This window comes from Alteromonas sp. C1M14, from assembly GCF_018860965.1.
Taxonomy (GTDB): Bacteria; Pseudomonadota; Gammaproteobacteria; order Enterobacterales; family Alteromonadaceae; genus Alteromonas.
The window spans coordinates 60357-82503 of sequence record NZ_JAHKQF010000008.1 but is presented as its reverse complement, the minus strand read 5'-3'; the positions used below and the strand labels follow the sequence as shown (position 1 = coordinate 82503).

The following is a 22147-nucleotide window of genomic DNA, read 5'->3' as shown; positions in this document are numbered from 1 at the left end:
CATGAGTGACAATACACGTTTCGTTTGCCACGGCAAACCATTCACGTTAATCCGCCACCCTGCCAAACATCAGCATGTCAGTTTACAAGCCTGGGACAGCGCAGACGAATTAATCATTGATCATATTCATACTGTTTTGGATGGATCTTTGGGTAAAAGCATTATATTCAATGACGATTTTGGTGCCTTAGGTTGTTATTTTGCTTCTCAGCACCCGTGCTGGGTATCCGATTCTTGGATTGCCCATCGCTCGTTGGCCGATAACCTCACAGGCAATGACATTCCCTGTGAATTATCAGAAAAAGCGCAAGTAAGGGCTCCCATTAACGCCATCGATTGCTTAGACCCGCTGCCATCCTCACCCGATACAGTTATCATCAAGATCCCTCGGACCCTTGCCCTATTAGAACATCAACTTATCGCCTTACAAAAGGTGATCACCGCCGATACAAGGGTCATCGCAGGCGCAAAGGTAAAGACCATTACCCGCTCTGTACTCGCTTTATTCGAGCGTTATCTAGGTACTACCACCACATCTTTAGCGAAGAAAAAATCCCGTTTAATATTTGCCACCGTTGATCCAGCCATCAAAAGCAAGGACCAACACTCGCCCTACCCAACAAGCTGGACGACAGCGGCACAAAACGGGCAGACATTAACCATCACCAATCATGCCAATGTATTTTCTAGGCAATCGCTGGATGTGGGGGCGCGCTTTTTACTGACACATATGACGGTGACCAACAACGAGCGGATCATCGATTTAGGCTGTGGCAACGGTGTGTTAGGTTTAAACGCATTAGCCCTTGCCCCACAGGCAAAAGTGACATTTGTGGATGAATCTTTCATGGCACTGGCATCGGCTAGAGACAATGTGGCGACTAACTTTCCTGATGCCTTAGATCAATGTGAATTTGTGCCATCAAACTGTTTAGATGGCTTAAAACAACAAGGCCAAGATAATTTCAGTAAAGTGTTTTGCAACCCGCCCTTTCATCAACAAAATGCCATCACCGATCATATTGCTTGGCAAATGTTCACCGATGCTCGCCACGTACTAGCGCGTGGAGGGCAATTGGTGGTGGTAGGTAATCGTCATCTCGATTACCATGTGAAATTAAAACGTATTTTTGGTGGTGTGACCCAACTGGCAAGCCATCAAAAATTTGTCATTCTGTGCTGCGCAAAACGCTAAGGGAGATTGTTATGCTGCGTTCGTTATTTCTAGCTTTACTGCTGGTAACAACGGCTACCGTTGCTAAAACGAAAAATGATGGTTCACAAATCCAACCTGATAATTATTATCCTCGGGTAAAAATGGAAACCACCATGGGTGATTTTGTGGTGGAACTGTACCGTCGCAAAGCCCCTATTACAGTAAATAATTTTCTCCGTTATGTGTCAGACAAAAGCTACGATGGCACCATTTTTCATCGTGTGGTTCCCGGCTTTGTGGTTCAAGGTGGAGGTTATACCCCCGAATACGAGGAACGTCCCACCTATGATCCCATTTATAATGAATCAGGTAATGGACTGAAAAACTCCCTTTATACCGTTGCCATGGCGAGGGAGAATGATCCTCATACGGCCACTCGACAATTTTTTTTCAACATGAATGATAACCCTAGCTTAGATCCGGGTCGCAACTGGGGCTATACCGTTTTCGGGATGATTATAGAAGGCGAAGAAGTGGTGGAAAATATGATGACAGTGCCACGGGAATATCAGATTGCTTTAGGAGAGCCTAACGCACCGTTAGAGCCTATTATACTGAAAAAAGTTACCGTACTTCCTCCCTTGTAATTACTCTATTTTCACCCCAGCCATGCTAGGTTAAATGAAGCCAATAAAAGCGCTGGGGTGTAACTGAAGGTAAGAAAAGCGTCCCTCTTTGCACAAACCCTAGCCGGCTAAGCAGCTGCTGGGAAGCCCTGTTCTCGATATGCGTCATGGCCGTAAGATACGGTAAAGAAAGGGTCTCACGCGCGAACTTCACGACTCTGCGTCCAGCCTCTAAACCCACCCCTTGTCCCCGGCCTTGTGGCAATAAAGCAAAGCCTAAATCCGGCGCGGAGAAAATGTTTCTATTGATTAGCCCGCACATGCCAAGAGGCCGATGATTCATTTTGTTTTCAATCACAAACAAACCATACCCGTTAGCCGAAAAATGACGATGCACATTATCGATATAGGTATTGGCATCGCTTAACGTATGCACCCCCCGGTTGCCGATAAAGCGCAACCACAAAGGGTCGTGATTCAAGGCAAAAATCCAATTGCGGTCGTGCTTATTGGGCAAACGCAATAGCAATCGGGTGGTACTTAGCGGACCCATAATTTTGCCAAGTTATTTCTATACATAGCAATTAACAGAACAAGTAACATAACGCCCAGTGTATAAAAAAACTCCCACAATGGCGAACCAAAATGGGAGTCAGTATAGCCATTTTCTGCTTACACTTTACCCCTTATCGAGGTACTTAGCTCACACACCAACGTAAGCAGCAGCCAGGGACTTAAAACACAGCGCGAACACCTATTGAGAAGTTACGCCCTGGTAGCGGCGCGTAATCTTTCAAGAAGGAAGTATGAACCCGCGCTTCTTCATCAGTAATATTGTCAGCTTGGGCGAACAATACCCAGTCAACACCTTGTGCAGCAATGTCATATTCAACACTGGCATTGAGCATGGTGTAACCGTCAGTAGCGGTCTCAAAGGATGCTATTTCATCTTGATCGTCGTACCATTCCACGCCCACTTCACCGGACAATGACTGCCCTTGATAGCGTAGCGTAGAGCCTAAACGCAGAGGCGGTATACGGGGTAAGTTTTCCGTATCCAATTTAGCGCGAATATAATCTCCATAGACAGTAAGCTCTAAAGTGTCATTTAGGCTGATAAAGGCTTCTGCTTCCAGACCATACAGGTCGGCATCAGCCTGTTGGAAATGATAAACCGGCGTCCCTTCTTCTTCCTCTTCCTCTTCACCTTCTTCGTGCTCATGCTCTTCAGATACGGCAAGTAATCCCGTGCCGCTTTCGTAGATATAGTCATCAGCCTGAGTATAGAAAAATGAAACCGTATAGCCCCAGTCACCACCGAATTTACGGAAAGTTAGATCAAGATTAGTACTGACTTCTTTTTCCACATCGCGCAAGGTATCCAGCAACTCACCATCGTCATCCAGCTCGTAAACTAGTCCTAACTCATAAGTTCGAGTGGCGATATGTTGACCCCCAGAGAACAATTCTTGCTGACTTGGTGCTCGCTCGTTCCGAGACAAGGTCAATGCAGCGGAATAACCTTTGCTATATTCCCAGTTAGCCCCCGCAGAAAGCGAAACACTGGTAAAATCATAGGTAGGAAAATCGAAGGCAAGGGCTTCCTCTTCGTGCTCTTCTTCGTCATGATCGTCTTCATCATGATCGTCCTCGTCATGATCGTCCTCATCATGTTCATCAGCGTGTTCTACGTGAAATTCAACCTCGGTATCGTCCACATCATAGCGAGTTTGTTCAACACGCCCGCCAAATTCAAACAACACATCCCCCACCTTTTTTTGTTCAATAAGAAAAGCGGCAAAAGTATCTGTTGTTGTAGGTGGTGAAAAGGCTTCCTCACCAATGGCTTCATAATCGCTGTTGGTATACTGAAGACCAAAGACGCCATGCCAACCATTAATACCATTATGGGTAGCTGACAATTTTACGTTTGTGCTGTCGTTGTTAAATTCAGTTCCAACTGCACCGTCTTCAATTTCAACATGGGTATAATCTGTGTAAGCGGCCATAAAACGCACATTGTCGATGCCATCGACTGGGGAATACCACTCACCCGCCATTTGATAGCGAGTCATATCCACATCGATTTTTGTGCCTTCTTCCAGTTCGTCATGGTCTTCTTCTTCCTCTTCTTCCTCATGTTCGTGCTCATGAGAATGACCGGGAACCCCATAAAGGTTATCCAGTTTTTCTACCGAGAAGCCAATGTACCCTTCATCCTGAATATAACTGACACCGGCAGTAAAATCGGTGGTATCCATATCACTGCTGGCAATTTCACCCTTTACTTCATCGTCATCGGGTTCCACAGACGCATAGCCAGGTACTTCTACATTGTCAGTTTTTCGTTTAAAGCCATCAAAATGAAATGCGAAATCATTCACCCCAGTGGTCACATCTACCTTGCCGAATTTACCGTTATCTACGCTAGAGTAGCGAACTTCCGCCTCGCCTTCGGTTTCATAGGGCATCTGTTGAGGGATGCGTTTATCAACGACGTTTACCACACCGCCAATCGCACCGGATCCATACTGCAATGTCGCTGGACCACGTAGCACTTCCACTTGAGTAGCACTGGATGTGCTGGCTGCCACATTGTGATCCGGGCCGATCCGCGAGGCATCGCCCACGTCCAAGCCGTTTTGAACAATCTTCACCCTTGGGCCGCTGGCACCACGGATAATAGGACTACTAGAAACCGGTCCGTAGTAACTTGAATGAACACCGGGGCTGGTTTTCAGCGTTTCACCGAGGGTGGGCTGTTGTTTACGGCGCAGTTCATCAGCACTGATTACCGAAACAGGGGTAACGCTTTCTAACACTGAATTGTGCATAGCAGAGGCGGTAACAGTTATGTTTTCGATGGAAGCTGGTAGTAACACAAAATCTAACTGCTGATCGTCTGTAATGCTTCCAAGGTCTTTATCGCCATGAAGGAATTTCTGAGTGGAAACGTGAACATGCACATTCTGCTCAGGAACATTTGCCAAGGAATAGCGCCCCTGTTCATCGGTAAATACGATAAGACGGGAACCTTCTATAGAAATTTTAGCACCGGTAATGGGTGCCCCAGATTCGTCGGTTACCTTTCCACTAATGGTATTGGCAATAGCTGGCGCACTGCAGGCGGCCATTAAGGCCAATGCAAGAGTAGTTGGTTTAAACATGTTTTTATTCTCGTTATAACTTAAGTGAGCTTGAGTGATGTTATAACATTTTTAAACGAATCAAGTTTATCGTCAAGGTTTTATCTAAAGTAATCAACCGTTTATGTATGTTATAACATATCATAAGTTGAAAGCAATCATTAAGTCCATAATTAAATGCGTATTCACTGATTAATAATCGACGGGTTGGGAAATATTTTTACACTTTATCGCGCGGTGTGGGTGTAATAACCATCAAGCCCGCGAGACAGGAAAAGCAAGAACCTGGTCTATATGAGATATGCCTTGAGATAACATGAGTAAACGATCTACCCCCATGGCAACGCCGGAACAGGCAGGCAATCCCTCTTCAAGAGCATGAAGAAAATGTTCATCAAGGGGCATAGGGGCAAGCCCTTGTCGTTGTCGCAAGCCATTGTCCTGGTCAAAGCGCTTGCGCTGTTCGCCGGCGTCACGCAATTCATAGAATCCGTTCGCTAGCTCGATGCCTTTAAAATACACTTCGAATCGATCAGCGGTTCTCGGATCTTCGCTATTAACCCTAGCCAAAGCCGCTTGATTGACTGGAAAACCGTACACAAAACACGGTGCCTCCTGCCCAATTTTAGGCTCGACATATAAGCTAAAAAGAAGCTGTAACAAGGTATCTACATCGTCAGGCATGGCCGATGCCATGTCCAGTCCCAGGGTCACAGCTTGGCGCTGTAATTGACTCAAAGACACCGCTAACGGGTCGATATCGAGTTCCCGCATACACACCTGTTGATAGCTGATTTTTTCGGCCTGCGGGGTATTTAATACCCGTTGCAGCAAAGCGTCAACGTCGCCCATTAGCTGGTGATGATCGTAATCGCATCGATACCACTCCAGCAAGGTAAATTCCGGATTATGATGGCGACCAGCCCCTTCATGACGAAATGCTTTACAGATTTGGTAAATATCACCACTGCCGGCACACAGCAGCCTTTTCATGGCATATTCAGGAGAGGTTTGAAGGAAGAGGGTTTCTTGAGACCCCTGCTCACTGTAGTCAAATACCGTGGAAAATGCAGCAATATGCACATCGGTCACCGTACCGTGAGACAGTAACGGTGTTTCCACCTCTAACACTCCTTGTTCAGCAAAAAAGTCGCGAATAAGGCGCAACAATGCGGCCCGTTGCCTAAGAGCAAAAAGCGAAGCGGTAGGCATCCAATGTGCTGAGGGCGTCGTCATACAACCTTGTGGCGGAGCACAAAGACTCCGCCGATAAATAGATTACTTCTGAACCCGAGAGACATATTCGCCATTGCGGGTGTCCACACGAATAACCTCACCTGTTTGCACGAATAAAGGTACGCGCACTACAGCACCGGTTGAAAGGGTAGCCGGTTTGCCGCCCGTACCGGCAGTATCACCTTTAAGACCTGGATCGGTTTCGGTGATCTCCAGCTCAACAAAGTTAGGTGGCGTTACCGTAATCGGCGCACCGTTCCATAACGTGATGGTGCATACGTCGTTTTCGACCAACCATTTTATATTCTCACCCACCGCTTTTTCGTCAGCAGCAATTTGTTCGAATGTATCGTTATTCATAAAGTGATAGAATTCACCATCGGTATACAGATAGGCTAACTCGGTATCTAATACGTCTGCGCCTTCAACTGATTCACCGGAACGGAAGGTTTTTTCTAGAACCTTACCTGAAATGAGTTTACGGATCTTAACCCGGTTAAACGCCTGGCCTTTTCCCGGTTTAACATATTCGTTTTCCAGAATGTTACAAGGCTCGCCATCAAGCATAATTTTGAGGCCGCCTTTAAATTCGTTAGTGCTGTAAGAAGCCATATATCCTCTGCCAATACAAAAAGGTGTAAATACGAAGTGGCGCAAATAATACCTAAAAATCCGCTGTCTGTAGAGACTAACTGGCAAAAAGAATTAGCAAGTGCGTTTACCACGCCTGAAGCATTACTCAAATATTTACATCTTGATACCCAAAATATCGCTCACCACAGTGCCGCCAGAGCCCTTTTTCCTATGCGGGTTCCCCAATTTTTTGCCTCGTTAATGGAAAAGGGAAATTGGCATGATCCCTTACTGAGGCAAGTGCTTCCCTTGGCCAACGAATTTGACGTGTCACCCGGTTACAGCATCGACCCATTGCAAGAGCATGACACTGCTGGCAGAGGCTTATTGCACAAATATGAAAGCCGGGTTTTGTTTATTATTAAAGGTGGCTGCGCGGTCAACTGCCGCTATTGCTTCCGCCGACATTTCCCTTATCAATCCCATTCAGTCAGCAAACAAGAATGGCAAGACGCACTTGATTATGTCAGCGCAGATAACAACATCAATGAAGTGATTTTTTCTGGCGGCGACCCATTAATGGCCAAAGACAGCCATTTAGCGTGGTTGGCGGAAAAAATAGCAGCGATACCACATATTAAGCGTTTACGTATTCATACTCGCCTGCCGGTGGTTATGCCCTCGCGAATAGACGATACCTTTGTTCAATGGCTCACATCCTTACCCATTAAAACCATTTTGGTATTACACGCCAATCATGCCAACGAATTTAGTCCAGCCTTAAAAGAACGGCTTCGTCCATTACGCAATCAGGGCGTTACCTTATTAAATCAGGCCGTGCTACTAAAAGGTGTGAATGATTCGGTAGCAGCACTTTGTGAACTGCAAGAAGCGTCCTTTGACGCCGGCGTGTTGCCGTATTATTTATATTTGTTGGATAAAGTACAAGGTGCCGCACATTTTGATGTTAGCGACGATGAAGCCCGTAAACTGATGGCGGGAATGATACAGCGTCTTCCCGGTTTTCTTGTACCCAAACTCACCAGAGAGATCGGGGGACAACCCGGAAAGACGCCTGTAGACTTACGGCTTCACCCTTAACTTATGCGAAGGTATCCACATTAGCGCCCACCGCAGGGTTGGCAGATGAAGGTTTTGGTACGTCAGCGGCTGACTCCAGCAGCTGAAGCGTCGCTTGTCCCTCTTGTTGCTGATGGCTTTTCGCCATTTTGAGAGAAGCCAGTTCAAGCGATGCACCGGACGTTCCAGAGGCATTAGCACCTTGTAGATCCATACCAGTTTCCTTTGTTGCTTGTAGCAAAGTAAAAAAGTAGGCAAAATTGCCCGCCTTCGTAAGGCTATCGGCCACACGTTTAATAACTTTAGCAGAGATTTGGAGCACCATGCAGGCGATCAACGCACAACTTCAAGACACCATTCAAACATTGTACAGAAAAGCCATTGATGCAGATGCCACTCTCGATGCACTGCAACAGGCACAAAAAGGAAAGTTTCAGGCCGTCTTTGCCCAAGACAGTGGCTTTGAAACCCAGGCAAAACGGTTTTCGCCTTATGTGGAAGAAATAGCCCAAGATTGGCAAGATTTAAAAGCCCAATCCGAGGAAGAGTTCAAAGCTGGTCTTCCCCTACTGGTGAAAAAAATCGAACTGGCCCTAAAAACCATCAACCAATTTAAGGCTGTGAGTAAAAGTTAAGGCCCTGACTGATAGAGAGGGATTTGACTTAGCCGCTCGCGAATACGCGCGACTTCTTGGAGGTAGGCAGGACTGTCTACCTGTTGGTATTTGTCGATGAATGCTTGCTTAGACAACCCCTCTACCAACCCATCGATGGCCGGCATAATCGTTCCTTCATCTTGAAGGGTACTCATTTTTTGCTGGAAAGCGCGAGCGGATTCTGGCGTGGTGCCCACTCGGGCAAACTCGACTCCAGCCATATCAGCGGTTAGGTCGACAAAGGAATACCCACTGCCGCCCATTGCTCTGTCCATCAGTTCTTTAAATTCACCGATGGCTAAGGTCACCCCCTGCTCACTAAGCACTTTTAACGCCGCAGAAATAAGAAAATGACGGGCTAGATCGTTGCGCCCTCGTAACACTGGCAAAGAAGCAGGACGCAAGGCTTTGTCAGCATCCGGTTGTACATCACCAACGAAGTTGGCTACTCGGTGATGCCCAATAAATATCGCCAAGGCTAAAATCGCCGCGCGGTTATGGGTAACAGCAGTTTCTTGGGTACTTTTTTGTTGCACCCGTTTCATCGTAAGACGAATAAACTCGATAGCCGGCTGAGGCGTATCGGCCAGTGCGATATCTTGCCAAGAAATATAGCGAAGATAGTAGGCGGTCAGATCTCGCAACTCGTCGTCTTGATCCACCGTTAAGCCATTTTTCACTTCATTTAATTGACGTAAGAAGCCATCTAACGGACGCAACGTCACGGAAACCGCCTGCTCATCCATGCTGACTTTTTCTATTTGCGTGCGGGCCTGGGTGGCAATATCACTTTTTGTCCACCGATTCACCAACCATTCTACCAATGAAACGGCTAACTCACCGGGGACGTATAGGTCGCCTATTTTCAGTTCATCCAGTACAAACCGGTCAGCAGGTAAAATGGTCGAATCGATGTTGATATAACCTGTAAAGCCACCTAGCGGCAGCGCCATACTGGCTTTAACCTGAGTACCGGCGGGTGTGACATCCACATAACCGCGAAAATCTGACTTTGCTCGCTGTAGAAAACCCACAATGGAATCGATTTGTTGAGAGGAAACCGTGATCACATGACCCTGATGCCGATCTTCAATACTGGTTGTCACCTGTTTGAGTAAATCATGGACGGTATCTGCGTCAGCCACTTGTTCCGCCGCCTTAGCCTGAACCACCGGCTCGGCCTCAATCATTAACACAATGATCCCTGCTACCGCCATGGTTAGCAGAACAAGAACTAATAATAACCCACGAATTATGCGCAACCGACACCGCCTTTTATTTTCAACGCTGCTATTTTTCGTTAATTAAAGCCTGATTTCAATCTTAAATTCTCGCTTTAGGTGGTTATTAGAATGCTTTTGCCCACCAATGTTGTAACGAATTGTATTGCGCGGTGGCATCAGAGAAATCATGGGCCTGGGAATGGGCCGTGGGGATCACCACTGCAGGAATGCCCGCGCGCAGTGCTGCACGCATACCATGTTCGGTGTCTTCTACGGCAACACATTCTTCTGCTGTACGGTTCAACCGTGCCATGGCGAGCTCGTAGCAATCAGGGGCAGGTTTGCTGTTTGCCACATCTTCTACGGCCACAGTTGTACTAAACATGTGCCTAACCCCATAGGTTGATAGTGTGCGCTCTACCGACAACCGACTTCCTGCCGTTACAATCGCCAACTGATACCCCGCATCGTAGGTTTTTTTTATCATGGTTAGCGCATAAGGCATAAGCGGAAATGCCTGTTTGTACAAGTATTGACGGGTTTTTTCATGTTTTTGTTCCGCCAATACCGCCGGTGTCACCGTCATGGAAAATGCCTTAACTGCATCAACGGCATTTTGTGCTACCGGTATACCCGCCATCACCTGAGTATAAAAATCATCGGTCAGGGTAACCCCGTAGCTGGCAAGTAAATCCTGCCAAATGGCAAAATGGGCTTGTTCTGAATCAATGAGCGTCCCGTCGTGATCGAATAATATGGTGCGGGTTTTCTTTGATATCGGGTGTTTTCCTTGCATTTAACCTACTCTTTTTTTTGGTAAAAGTTAACGCCGTATACAGACCATAAGGCTGCTTATCTTTCAACCTTTTATCCCACGGCTATTGAAATGTTGTAATAATTACAGCAAATTAGCTATTTCGTCACCAGAAGGCTGATGGATTTCCCAGAGGTACATATGGACGTGATAACAATAAAAATGAGTACATTTGTACTTAGCTTAGTGCTCACCATTTGGTGGATGGTCTTACAACGCACCAACGTCAATGATCAATCCTTGCGCAACTGGGCTTGGGTAAGCTTCTGCTTTCTTGGCTATGGGAGTGTGTCATTAGCCGGTGACGTTTATTTTCAAAACGCTTCCACAACCTTACTGGCCAGCCTCTTTCTAATCGCCGCCCACGCCTTTGTGCTCAATGGTTTAACCACCCATTTTATGGCCAAAAAACAGCACATCATTAGCCTAATATGTATTGGTATAGCGGCCTTTAGTCATCTACTCATACCCGGCAACGAAACCGCTTCACTTGCCATTACGTATGGGCTTCTGATTTCCGTGGACACACTGGCACTCATTCCTCTTTGTCATGTAAAACAACCTACACAAAGACAAAGTTATGGTGTCATTATGCTAGCATTAGCCTTGAGTATTTTTCACAATACATTCATTGTGTTGCTTGCCCTAAGCGCAGGACTAGCCGACACATTACCGATGGCTTGGCTACCGCAATATTTAGCATTGGGTAATTTAATCATTATTACCTTTATTTTGCTAAGCTTGTTCAATATGTACATGTGGAAAAGAGAACAGACCTTAAAAACCATTTCGCGTACTGATTCTCTGACCCATTGGTTGAACGGTGTAGCCTTAGCCGACTATGCCCAACGGGAATTTGCCCGGTGTCAGCGTAGCAATACCTCTTTGGCCTTTATCACATTCGACATTGACCATTTCGACCAAGTGTACGATAACGTCGGGCACCTGGCCGGCGACAAAGCACTTAAACATGTGGCAAAGGTAGCGAAAGAAGCCACTCGAGAATACGACTATCATTTTCGCATCGGCGGTGAAACCTTTATTGTCATGGTAACTGGGTTAAAAATCAGTGATTTTAAAGGCATCGCAGAACGGATCCGCGAAGGGATCAACCAAGCGCCTTTTTATATCTCAACCCAAGCCATTACATTGTCTGTAAGCGTAGGGATTGCTACCCTTGAACACGGCGATATGAATTGGCAAGCCATTATGGAGCGAGCTGACAGGGCCTTGTACGGCGCCAAAAAAAGCGGTCGTAATAAAACAAAACTACTCACAACTCACGGTTTAACTTTGGTAAAAAACGAATGATCAACTGGCAGTGCCTCGACTTTACCCAGCTAACCCCAACCCAGCTTTATGCCATTATTCAAGCGCGTATTAATGTTTTTGTGGTAGAACAAACCTGCCCATACCCTGAGCTAGACGGTAAAGATACCTTAATAGGGGTGAAACATTTGCTCGGCACCCACGATAACAAAATTGTGGCCTACGCCCGCTTGTTGCCACCGGGAGTGAGCTATCCATCAGTGAGCATTGGACGGGTACTTACCGACGCCACTTGCCGAGGTCAGCGTTTGGGCTACCAACTGATGGAACAGGCCCTTCATCAATGCGAGAATAGCTGGCCGGGACATAATATCGAGATTGGCGCCCAAGCCCATTTAACCCACTTCTATGGTAAGTTTGGCTTTACCCCTAGCTCTGCGCCCTACCTTGAAGATGACATCCCTCATATTGATATGACCCTTGTAAAGGCAGACTCGTAAAGATCTATTTTAAACCAAGGGTGGGTTTAAAGCAGTATCGAAGGGCGATGTAAGGGCTTTTACAACACCACTTCGGCCATATTTCCTTTGCTTTCCAACCAGGATTTTCGGTCACTGGCCCGCTTTTTCGCCAGTAACATATCCATCATTTCAAGCATGGCGGTATCGTCATCGATGGTCAGTTGCACCAGACGGCGAGTATTGGGATCCATGGTGGTTTCTCGAAGCTGAATGGGGTTCATTTCCCCTAGCCCTTTAAACCGCTGAACATTCACTTTACCGCGCTTTTTCTCTGCTTCTATACGATTTAAAATTGCCTGTTTTTCGCTTTCATCTAACGCATAGAATACTTCTTTACCCACATCGATACGAAACAGAGGTGGCATGGCAACGTAAACATGGCCGGCATCCACCAAAGCTCTAAAGTGTCGAACAAACAACGCACATAATAATGTAGCGATATGCAGCCCATCGGAATCGGCATCAGCCAAAATGCATATCTTGCCGTACCGTAAGCCGGAAAGATCCGAGGAATCTGGATCAATGCCCAATGCCACTGAAATATCGTGGATCTCCTGAGAACCCAGTACTTGGGAAGAGTCTACTTCCCAGCTGTTTAGGATCTTACCTCGTAATGGCATGATGGCTTGAAACTCTCGGTCTCTAGCCTGTTTTGCCGACCCACCTGCCGAGTCGCCTTCCACTAAAAACAATTCAGATCGGGAGATGTCTTGAGAAGAACAGTCAGTTAATTTACCTGGCAGCGCTGGGCCTTGGGTAACTTTTTTACGGGCTACCTTTTTATTTTGTCGTAACCGGCGCTGGGCATTATTAATGCACATTTCCGCCAAGGCTTCGGCAATATCGGTATGTTGATTTAACCACAAACTAAACGCATCTTTGACGACGCCACTAACAAACCCAGAAGCTTGTCGACTGGATAGCCGCTCTTTGGTCTGCCCGGCAAACTGGGGATCCTGCATTTTGGTAGATAAAATATACGCACAACGGTCCCAGATATCATCCGGTGATAATTTCACGCCACGGGGCATCAAATTACGAAATTCACAAAACTCTCGCATGGATTCAAGCAACCCCTGTCGTAACCCATTTACATGAGTTCCGCCTTGGGCTGTGGGGATAAGATTCACGTAACTTTCAGTCACTAAATCGCCCCCTTCTGGAAGCCACATCACCGCCCAATCTGCCGCTTCGGTATTACTTGAAAAGGTACCCACAAAAGGAACATCGTTAGGAAGCGTTTCAAATTCACTTACCGCCTGATATAGGTAATCTTGTAATCCGTCTTCGAAATACCACTCGGTGGTGTCTCCGGCGACCTTATTGTCAAAGCGAATACGCAGGCCCGGACACAAGACCGCTTTCGCCCGCAAATTATGCACTAAGCGACTAACGGAAAATTTAGCACTGTCAAAATATTGAGGATCAGGCCAAAACCGTACTCGGGTGCCGGTATTACGTTTGCCGCAGGTATCGATGACCCTTAAGTCTTCGGTTTTATCCCCGTTTGCAAAATCGATTTGATAAACCTGGCTATCTCGTCGAATGACCACTTCTACCCGGGTCGATAAGGCATTAACCACAGAAATGCCCACACCGTGTAGCCCGCCTGAAAAGGCATAGTTTTTATTAGAAAATTTTCCGCCGGCGTGGAGTTTGGTCATGATGAGTTCGACCCCGGAGATTTTTTCTTCCGGATGAATGTCCACCGGCATCCCCCGACCATCATCAATAACCTCTAAAGACTGATCTTCATGTAAGATCACTTTAATCGAGGAGGCATGCCCTGCCAGCGCCTCATCCACGCTGTTATCGATAACTTCTTGTCCCATATGATTTGGACGAGCGGTATCGGTGTACATGCCAGGACGGCGTTTTACCGGATCTAAACCGTTAAGAACTTCAATGGCTTCAGAATTATATTGATTCGACATAATGATGGTTTCTTATGACACTGCAAGTCACAGATGTGACTGTTCGGATGATTTTCTGATGGTAGCAGGACGGCCACCAATGGGCAATTCAGCGGCCAAGTAGAAAATCCATGATATTGCCAAGGTGGGACTGATATTGCACAAAGCTGTGATCGCCCCCTTGTTCAATTGTTAACACACTGCCGGCGTATTTTTGTTCTGCTAAACGATAATCTAACACTTCATCACCGGTTTGCAGTAGCACTTTAAATCGTTCCGGCTCGTGAATATGTGCAACATCCAGCGCTTTTAATGCTTCCATGTCGCTGGCGGCAATGGTAAAGGTTTCTTTGGTATAGGGGTTAACGTGCTCGCCAATATAGTCCAACAGCAGCTCAAAGGGTTTTACCGCAGGGTTAATTAACACTCCCCGCCCGGGATAGTGAGATAACAACCAGGTCGCAAGATAGCCTCCCATGGAACTTCCCATCACCTTTAGGCCGCCTTCAAGTAAGGCCGGATGAGCCGAGAGATATTCTTGTAATTGTGGCCCCACCTGTGAAGGATAGTTAGATAATTGGGGAATATGCACAGTGACGTCGGGAAGATGTTGTTTGCACCACTGAAGGGTTTGCTGGGCTTTCACTGACTTAGGTGAACTTAAAAATCCATGTAAGTATAACAGGTGACTCATTCCACTCTCCTTATCCACGACGACCAGCTTCCGTCATCTGCCAGTTCGATGACACGATAACCCGGTGCCAATGGGGCCACGGCAAAGTCATTGTTCAATGCCCATTGCCAACACGTTGAGGGCGCCGCCAGCACTGTTTTTTGACTTGCGGTGTACGCTAATGCGGCATGGACATGGCCGTGTATCAGTAATGACACCCTGTGGTTTTGCGCCAACCATGCCAGTAACACATCGGGATTGGTTAAACTGTGTTGATCCATCCAGCTGTGTGTAGGCTGGATATGGTGATGTAATGCCACTAAATGTGCGCTTTGTGGGTGTTCAGCCATTGCCGCGGCCACCGATGCCAATTCGTTTTCTCGCACCGTACCTCGTGCCGCCACCAAACGGGTATCTAACCCATGAATATGCCACTTTGGCAAAGACCACGGTACACCCGCCTGCAATTGTGTTTGCCCCATGGCCTCGTAAAACGCGTCATTCTTATCATGATTACCGGGGATCACTCGCCAAGGACAATCAGGCAAAAACAACTTCATAGACGCAATAAAGTGTTGATAACTTTGTGCTGAATCATCGCCACTGATATCACCGGTAACTAACACACCGTCAGGGGCATCTTTGGCAACCTGTGATAACACGCGATGTAAGGCTTTATAGGGGTTAACATTATAAAAAGACTGACCACTATCGGCGCACAAATGACAATCGGTGAGTTGAACCAGTCGGGTCATACCGGCGCAAAAACTCGGGGCTTATTTTTCAAACAAAACTGCAACCATTCAGCCAGAAAAATATTGATCATTAATTTTTCGTTGCGCTGGCGCATTTTGTTATTGGGGTATTCGTAAGAGGGCGCAAAGGCCCCGGTGTTCTGGCTTGTTATCACTTCTGCCATACGGGCGTCATGATACAAGCGAACAGACATAGTCGGTTTTAAGTAAGCCGGCGTGCCATTACATTCTTGTTCCACCGTCACTGTGGTGGTGTAACGAGCCGCATCATCAATGGTAATGCAATAGCTAAATTGGTCGGCGACACAAAACCGGTACGTTAACGATTCGGTATCGCAATCGGGCAGCATCCGCAAAAATCGGCTGTAGTTAAGCTCACACAATGCCTGCATACTGGGCAAATGAGGAACATATTTGCGGGTTGACTGACTCAAACTTGACTCCAATTTTCCAGTAACGTTGCTTTGTGCATAAAAAACCATTGTAGCGCAATAATGGTAGCCGCATTATCAATTCGGCCATTTTCTAGCCACTCTATGGCTTGTTGCTCTGTAACCCGGTGCACACGAATATCTTCTGCTTCGTGTTCTAACCCGTGTATTCCCGATGCGACAGAAGCATCTGTTTGTGCCATAAAGATGTGTATGCGTTCTGTGGTTCCGCCAGGGCTGGCTAAGTAACTCATTGCCGGTGTAAGCCGACTAAGAGCGATACCCGCCTCTTCCTGCGCTTCGCGGTGACACACATCCGCTTCGGATTCACCTTCGTCAATAATGCCAGCAATCACTTCAATGAGCCAAGGATTATCTTTGGTGGCCAAGGCGCCAATACGCAATTGTTCAATTAATACGAATTCGCCGTGCTCAGGATCGTAAGGTAATACCGCCACAGCATGGCCACGTTCAAAAATTTCCCGACTTACCCGATCACTCCATCCCCCTTTGAACAGGCGATGCTTGAAATCATACCGTACCATCTTGAAAAACCCCTGATATAAAGGAGATTTCCCTTCTATGGTGATATCTTTTGAGTTAAACGTCTCTATTTTATTGTTCATTTACATTCATTCTCGCATGTAAAGCACATATGATAACCTTCAGCTTGAAACTGACGTAATTGTCACCATTTGGTTAACGGGCAAAAAATCAAGTAAAAGGCGTAAACACTTAAGCGTCTACAACATATTCTGTTACAGTTGGACATGCCCTGTTACCAAGAACAGACTACCGGTTTGCTACGCGATTTCATACACTTCATTACTTATGAGACCAGTGGACCGTCAAATTTTACAGGAAGGCACATTTAATGAAACGAACACTCTTATCGGTAATGATTGGATTGGGTGTCACGGCTGGCATACCAGCAACTGCCCTTGCAGACGATCTTCTGCAGGTATATCAGCAAGCACTGGCAAACGATCCGGTTGTTAATCAATCGAAAGCGGAACGGGATGCGGCCTATTCAGGCATCACCACCACTCGCGCTGCGTTACTGCCTCAAATATCCGGGTCAGTGGGCTACACCATGTCGTCGTCAGAAAGCACCCAATTTTCCGGTAGCGAAGAAGAACTCTCGCTGCTGGTACTGGATTCTGATGTTGATACCTTAAGTTATGGTCTTAGCCTCTCTATGTCACTGTATGATCATGCTAATTGGGTAGGGTTAGACCGCGCGGAAAAAGTTGCCGAACAATATGATGCAACCCTCGCTTATAACCTGCAAAATCTTATTGTTCGAGTGACCACCGCTTATTTCGATGTCTTGCGAGCTAAAGATAACCTTGAGTTTGTCCGTGCGCAAAAAAGTGCCATTGAAAGACAACTTGAACAAACTAAACAACGGTTCGAGGTTGGATTAACTGCCATTACTGATGTGCACGAAGCTCAAGCTAATTACGACAGCACCGTGGCCGAAGAAATTCAGGCTGAAAATAGTGTAGAGCTGGCTCTTGAAGCGCTTCGGGTTATCTCTGGTAAATACCACGATAAGTTATTTGAACTTAACACAGAGAACTTTTCTGCCACCATGCCGCAACCGGCAACCCCTGAGGATTGGTTAAAAACAGCAGAAGATAAAAACCTGTCATTGTTGGTAGACCGCCTAGCCCTTGATGTGGCAAAAGACGATATTTCGGTGGCTCGGGCCGGGCATTATCCCACCCTTGATTTGTCTGCCTCAGCAGGTAAAAATAAATACGATATCTCCGCCTCTGGTACTGAATACACCACGCCGTACTTAGACAATTACAGTATAGGAGTGGAGCTGAACGTACCGATCTTTCAAGGGTTAAGTGTGTCTGGGGCCACAGAACAAGCGAAGCATAATTACGTTGCCGCTAGCCAAACTCTGGAGCTCACTTATCGTCAAACTGTCCAATCGGTACGCAGTTCCTTTAACGATGTTAAAGCATCTATGTCGACCATTCGTGCATTAGAACAAGCCGTGGTCTCGGCCCAAAGCGCACTGGAAGCCACAGAAGCCGGTTTCGATGTGGGAACGCGAACCATTGTAGATGTACTAAACAGTACTCAGAATTTGTTTGATGCCAGACGTAACCTAGCCAGTGCACGCTACGACTTTATCCAGTCCGTGGTTAATTTAAAACAAGCCGCTGGCACGTTAACTGTGCAAGATGTAGAAATGATAAACCGTGGATTACGTCCGGCGACTTTAGAAGAAAGCTAACCGTAGAAGGTAATCTTACGATAATAGGCCGTGTTGTGCATAGCAACGCGGCTTTACGCATTTTGGATACTCATGAAAGCCACCGAACTCCAAGCCCGCTTCGAACGCATTCGCTCAAATAAGACTTTCGAAATTTTTGTTATTTCAGTGATCATTATTTCTGCATTGTTAGTGGGGGCGAAAACCTATGACATGCCACGAGGATTCGCTTCCGTTACCCGCATTCTCGATTGGTTTATTAGTGCCTTTTTTCTCATCGAAATATTAATTCGCTTTTTAGGCGAAAAGCAAAAACGGCACTTTTTTGCTAACTTCTGGAATTGGTTTGATACGCTGATTGTTGTAGTTAGTTTAATTCCTGCCGATAGCACCGACCTTGCTGTCATTGGACGCCTGGTACGGGTGTTCAGAGTTCTTAGGATGATCTCCATTATTCCTGAACTTCGCATCCTCCTCGTTTCATTGGTCAAAGCCCTGCCTCAACTTGGCTACGTCATGCTGCTGATGTTTATCATCTTTTATATCTATGCCGCCATCGGCAGCACGCTCTTTGAAGGCATCAATGCCACCTTATGGGGCGACATTACTATTTCAATGCTTACCCTATTTAGGGTGATGACTTTTGAAGACTGGACCGATGTAATGTACGAGACCATGGAAGTATACCCACTTAGTTGGCTATATTACCTTACGTTTATCTTCTTCACGGCCTTTGCCTTTTTGAACATGGTGATTGGTATCGTGGTGGGTGTAATGGAACAAGAAAACGCCGCCGCAAGAAAAGAAGCCGCGGCAGAAAACAATGAACCCACACTAGATGATGTGATGCTAGAACTTAAAGCCTTGCATAGTAAGGTAGAGCAGTTATCACAGGCTGACAAAACAAAATAGCCCGCTTAAAAGCGGGCTATGCTTGTATCGATTGTGGCACTATAAACTATAACGAGCGCGCATTCTTTCTGCCCGTTTATTGCCTTGTGGCGAAGTAAAAGTTTTATTCCCCAATTTTTGGCGGGCAATTTCTTTTCTTCCCATATCCAACAATACCTGCACATAGTTCAAATACACGGTGTCAGACACCTGGCCTTCTTCCATCACACTGTCATACAAAGAAAGTGCTTCTTCATATTTATCTTGTTGTGCAAGAATTTGTGCCAGTGTATCTACGGAGTCAGCATTTTTGGGCTGTAGGCCAACGGCTTTTCTCGCCAACGTGGCGGCTTTGTCCAATTCTCCGTCTTCGTAATACAAATAAGCTAAATTATTGAGTACCACAAAGTTATTAGGCGACCGCTCGATAATCGCATTATAGGCCTTCTTCGCAGCATCTTTATCTCGGCCAATGAGTCGCTCGGCCTGCATCATCGCCACTAACGTATCATTTGGAAACTTCGCTAAATGTTCATTAATAAAGGCCATGGCTTTTTCGCCTTCACCACCACTTTCATAGGTGGCAACCACCAAGGTGGCAGCTTTACTGTTCGGTTTGGCATTGTACGCCGCCATGGCATCATCAAGGGCGGCTAAACCTTTACCTTCAAGTAATTTCACCCTTGCCTCAATGCTTCTTACAACGGGTAGCGTAGACACATTTTCAGGTAGGCTATCTAAAATAGCTCTTGCTGGTTTAGGTTGTTGAGTCAGGGCTAAAAAGTGCGCTTTTAACAACAGCACCTGACTATCAGGACGTTTACTTAAAAACTGGTTGGTTAGATCCAGACCTTCTCGATATTTTTGCTGAGCGTCCAGTAAGGTGAGCATGCCCAATACCGCGGTTTTATCTTGCGGGAAAAAACTTAACCACTGTTGGTAATGACCAGCAGCACCGAGCAAATCATTTTTACGGATTAATGCCTGCCCTTTTAAATTCCAGTACAGCGTTGGTGTTTCCATAGAAGGCTGAATTGGCTCCAACAAATTCAACGTTTCATTGAAATCGCCTTTGGTAAAAGCAATACGAGCGCCAAGTAACCTTAGCGGCGTGTTGTCGGCATTTTGGGACAATTGCGCGAAAACCCGTTGTTCCACCTCTTCTGCATCCACATTATCGTTTACCGTTGCCACGGCATACAGCATGGAGAGTGCCGGTTCGTTTGCTGGCGCTTTTTCAAGAGCCTGATTTAATACTGTCACCGCTTCACTGATTTTACTTTCGGACAGCAACAAACGGGCCCTGACTAAATCCGTATCGACGGCATCGGGTTGTAGGGTTGTGGCTTTCTCAATTTCTGCCATGGTTTGTGCTTTATCACCGGATTTATAGGCAATTTCAGCTAAGTACAAATGGGGGACATGATTGTCCGGCTCTTTATCAGCCCAATCTTGCGCTGTGCTCATGGCTTTATCAAAATGCCCGGTACTCATATAAGCCGAAATGAGGGTACGCTGGGTAGAAATAGACTCAGGCGCTTTTGCCGCTGCCGCTTCTATGTTCACTAAGCCATCCACATCGTTCACTGAAAGCTGCAACAACCCAAGTCTCGCTAAGTCTATTGCTCTTTCACTGGTTTCACTAGAACGCTCGATCATGGCTTTAGCATCAACAATATTGCCCTGTTTCAGCAATTGATAGCCGGCTTTACTAAACAGTGAGGCGTCACCGGTGCTATCAGAGTCCACCCTATTGAGTACCTGAGATGCAACTTCCCCTTGGCCCAATTGTAACAAGCTATCGGCGTATAATTTTAACGCGGGGTGATCATCAGGCAAAGACGGAACCACTTGTGCCAAGTAGGTATTAGCCGAAGCATAATCTTGCATTTGATAGGCTGCGTATCCGGTAATCAGCTTTAATGCAGGGTTATCTTGGCCACCATTAATGGCGGTTTGCAGATGCTCAATGGCTTTTTCGTATTCCCCTGCGTTTGCTTCGATGATGCCTTTAAACTGATTTAATAACGGATGCTGAGGGTTACTAGCCAATAAGCTATCCACCAAGGGGTCGGCTTCTTCTGTGCGTCCGGCTTCCACCAATAGCGATATATAAGCAAACCTGCTGGTGAGATCTTCAGGATTGTGTTCTACATAATCTTCGTACACATCGATTGCGGTTTTCTTATCGCCAATGCTTAATGACAACTTACCGAGTTGCAGTAACACATCTTTATTTTGTGGCGCTTGGACTCTGAGGGTTTTAAGAGACTCAATGGCTTTGTCAATATCTTGATTTAAGATGTCACGATAGGTTATCGCCAGACCTCGATAAACCGAACTGGTGTCTAAGGTCTCTAAATCATCGATGATGGCTCGGGCTTCATTATCTTTACCCAGCTGAGCCAGCGCCTGCATTTTGTAGAAACCCACTTCAGCCGATTCCACCGCCGTCATTCCGTCCATACGGTAATCGACATCGGCCAATGCGTTTTCTGCGCCGGTTTTTTGGTAGGCCAGCGATAATAGCGGAATAACTTCAGGCGCGGGCTGGCCAGCGTCCAGTGCTCGGTTAAGCTCTTTTTCTGCCCCTGGGTAATCACCCATTTGCAAATATAATTTCCCCAGTTCGAACCGTGGCAAGGCCGCTTTTGGATTTGTCTTTATGGCGTTTTTATATTCAATAACTGCCGCATCTTGGTCGTTTACACTGACAAACTGGCGGGCTGCATCCAGATGCTCTTCAGTAGATTTTTTGCTACATCCGGCCAAACCACCGCTTAAACAAGCCGCTACAGCCAGCGAAACCAAAAACCTTTTTCCTGCTTTTTTATTCTTCATCCTTACACCTTTTTTTTGGTATTCATCCAAACAATCGCCGGTTATCTCACAAAGTGCCTGCATATTTGATCGTAATCGAACAAAAATAAGTCAGTAAATTCATATGCTAG

The 22147-nt window shown here is 46.3% G+C and carries 21 protein-coding genes; 8 read left to right on the top strand and 13 right to left on the bottom strand.

Annotated features, from left to right (window positions below; all coding sequences use genetic code 11):
• Window position 1: 1 nt before the first annotated feature.
• Window positions 2-1195, top strand: coding sequence for a methyltransferase (locus KO501_RS05020; RefSeq protein ID WP_216028553.1), 1194 nt, complete (start codon window positions 2-4; stop codon window positions 1193-1195).
• 11 nt (window positions 1196-1206) lie between these two features.
• Window positions 1207-1803 carry a peptidylprolyl isomerase gene (locus KO501_RS05015; protein ID WP_216028552.1) on the top strand — a complete coding sequence of 199 codons (597 nt, stop codon included), beginning with the start codon at window positions 1207-1209 and terminating at the stop codon, window positions 1801-1803.
• Window positions 1804-1828: 25 nt separating this feature from the next.
• On the opposite strand, the gene KO501_RS05010 is transcribed toward KO501_RS05015, so the two are convergent.
• The 4 genes from KO501_RS05010 to efp all read right to left on the bottom strand — a co-directional run bounded on the left by KO501_RS05010 (window position 1829) and on the right by efp (window position 6776).
• Window positions 1829-2335 carry a GNAT family N-acetyltransferase gene (locus KO501_RS05010; RefSeq protein ID WP_216028551.1) on the bottom strand — a complete coding sequence of 169 codons (507 nt, stop codon included), beginning with the start codon at window positions 2333-2335 and terminating at the stop codon, window positions 1829-1831.
• Window positions 2336-2516: 181 nt separating this feature from the next.
• A complete protein-coding gene (locus KO501_RS05005; protein ID WP_216028550.1) occupies window positions 2517-4949 on the bottom strand; it encodes a TonB-dependent receptor in 2433 nt (810 codons plus the stop codon).
• Between the two features lie 234 nt (window positions 4950-5183).
• Window positions 5184-6164, bottom strand: a complete 981-nt coding sequence (gene epmA / locus KO501_RS05000; RefSeq protein WP_216028549.1) for an elongation factor P--(R)-beta-lysine ligase — start codon at window positions 6162-6164, stop codon at window positions 5184-5186.
• Between the two features lie 42 nt (window positions 6165-6206).
• Window positions 6207-6776: an elongation factor P gene (gene efp, locus KO501_RS04995; RefSeq protein ID WP_216028548.1), complete on the bottom strand. Its 570-nt coding sequence runs from the start codon at window positions 6774-6776 to the stop codon at window positions 6207-6209.
• 36 nt (window positions 6777-6812) lie between these two features.
• Here efp and epmB point away from each other — a divergent pair, with 36 nt between their 5' ends.
• A complete protein-coding gene (gene epmB, locus KO501_RS04990; protein ID WP_216028547.1) occupies window positions 6813-7838 on the top strand; it encodes an EF-P beta-lysylation protein EpmB in 1026 nt (341 codons plus the stop codon).
• Between the two features lies 1 nt (window position 7839).
• Here the strand turns inward: epmB and KO501_RS04985 are convergent, their stop codons facing one another.
• Window positions 7840-8031 (bottom strand): hypothetical protein, encoded by a 192-nt coding sequence (locus KO501_RS04985; protein ID WP_216028546.1) that lies wholly within the window; start codon window positions 8029-8031, stop codon window positions 7840-7842.
• 109 nt (window positions 8032-8140) lie between these two features.
• Here KO501_RS04985 and KO501_RS04980 point away from each other — a divergent pair, with 109 nt between their 5' ends.
• The gene (locus tag KO501_RS04980; RefSeq protein ID WP_216028545.1) at window positions 8141-8452 is read left to right on the top strand and encodes a hypothetical protein; all 312 of its coding nucleotides are present in this window, start codon (window positions 8141-8143) and stop codon (window positions 8450-8452) included.
• Here KO501_RS04980 and KO501_RS04975 read toward each other — a convergent pair.
• Window positions 8449-9735: a hypothetical protein gene (locus tag KO501_RS04975; RefSeq protein WP_216028544.1), complete on the bottom strand. Its 1287-nt coding sequence runs from the start codon at window positions 9733-9735 to the stop codon at window positions 8449-8451. The two genes, KO501_RS04980 and KO501_RS04975, sit on opposite strands and share 4 nt — an antisense overlap.
• Before the next feature lie 85 nt (window positions 9736-9820).
• Window positions 9821-10492: an HAD family phosphatase gene (locus KO501_RS04970; protein WP_216028543.1), complete on the bottom strand. Its 672-nt coding sequence runs from the start codon at window positions 10490-10492 to the stop codon at window positions 9821-9823.
• 159 nt (window positions 10493-10651) lie between these two features.
• Here KO501_RS04970 and KO501_RS04965 point away from each other — a divergent pair, with 159 nt between their 5' ends.
• The gene (locus tag KO501_RS04965) at window positions 10652-11821 is read left to right on the top strand and encodes a GGDEF domain-containing protein (protein WP_216028542.1); all 1170 of its coding nucleotides are present in this window, start codon (window positions 10652-10654) and stop codon (window positions 11819-11821) included.
• Window positions 11818-12279, top strand: coding sequence for a GNAT family N-acetyltransferase (locus tag KO501_RS04960; protein WP_216028541.1), 462 nt, complete (start codon window positions 11818-11820; stop codon window positions 12277-12279). The genes KO501_RS04965 and KO501_RS04960 overlap by 4 nt, the downstream gene beginning before the upstream one ends.
• 59 nt (window positions 12280-12338) lie before the next feature.
• Here the strand turns inward: KO501_RS04960 and parE are convergent, their stop codons facing one another.
• From parE to nudF, 5 genes are all read right to left on the bottom strand, one after another.
• On the bottom strand, window positions 12339-14234 hold the full coding sequence (parE, locus tag KO501_RS04955) for a DNA topoisomerase IV subunit B (RefSeq protein WP_216028540.1): 1896 nt from the start codon (window positions 14232-14234) through the stop codon (window positions 12339-12341).
• An 88-nt stretch (window positions 14235-14322) separates the two neighbouring features.
• A complete protein-coding gene (locus tag KO501_RS04950; RefSeq protein ID WP_216028539.1) occupies window positions 14323-14907 on the bottom strand; it encodes a YqiA/YcfP family alpha/beta fold hydrolase in 585 nt (194 codons plus the stop codon).
• On the bottom strand, window positions 14904-15641 hold the full coding sequence (locus tag KO501_RS04945; protein ID WP_216028538.1) for a metallophosphoesterase: 738 nt from the start codon (window positions 15639-15641) through the stop codon (window positions 14904-14906). Before KO501_RS04945 ends, KO501_RS04950 begins: the two co-directional genes overlap by 4 nt.
• Window positions 15638-16033, bottom strand: coding sequence for a DUF1249 domain-containing protein (locus tag KO501_RS04940; RefSeq protein WP_216029043.1), 396 nt, complete (start codon window positions 16031-16033; stop codon window positions 15638-15640). The genes KO501_RS04945 and KO501_RS04940 overlap by 4 nt, the downstream gene beginning before the upstream one ends.
• Window positions 16034-16071: 38 nt before the next feature.
• Window positions 16072-16698, bottom strand: a complete 627-nt coding sequence (gene nudF / locus KO501_RS04935; protein ID WP_216028537.1) for an ADP-ribose diphosphatase — start codon at window positions 16696-16698, stop codon at window positions 16072-16074.
• 248 nt (window positions 16699-16946) lie between these two features.
• Here nudF and tolC point away from each other — a divergent pair, with 248 nt between their 5' ends.
• Together tolC and KO501_RS04925 are read left to right on the top strand one after the other, a co-directional pair.
• Window positions 16947-18326, top strand: coding sequence for an outer membrane channel protein TolC (gene tolC, locus KO501_RS04930; RefSeq protein ID WP_216028536.1), 1380 nt, complete (start codon window positions 16947-16949; stop codon window positions 18324-18326).
• Between the two features lie 72 nt (window positions 18327-18398).
• On the top strand, window positions 18399-19217 hold the full coding sequence (locus KO501_RS04925; protein WP_216028535.1) for an ion transporter: 819 nt from the start codon (window positions 18399-18401) through the stop codon (window positions 19215-19217).
• 39 nt (window positions 19218-19256) lie between these two features.
• On the opposite strand, the gene prsT is transcribed toward KO501_RS04925, so the two are convergent.
• The gene (gene prsT, locus KO501_RS04920) at window positions 19257-22037 is read right to left on the bottom strand and encodes an XrtA/PEP-CTERM system TPR-repeat protein PrsT (protein WP_216028534.1); all 2781 of its coding nucleotides are present in this window, start codon (window positions 22035-22037) and stop codon (window positions 19257-19259) included.
• Window positions 22038-22147: the final 110 nt, after the last annotated feature.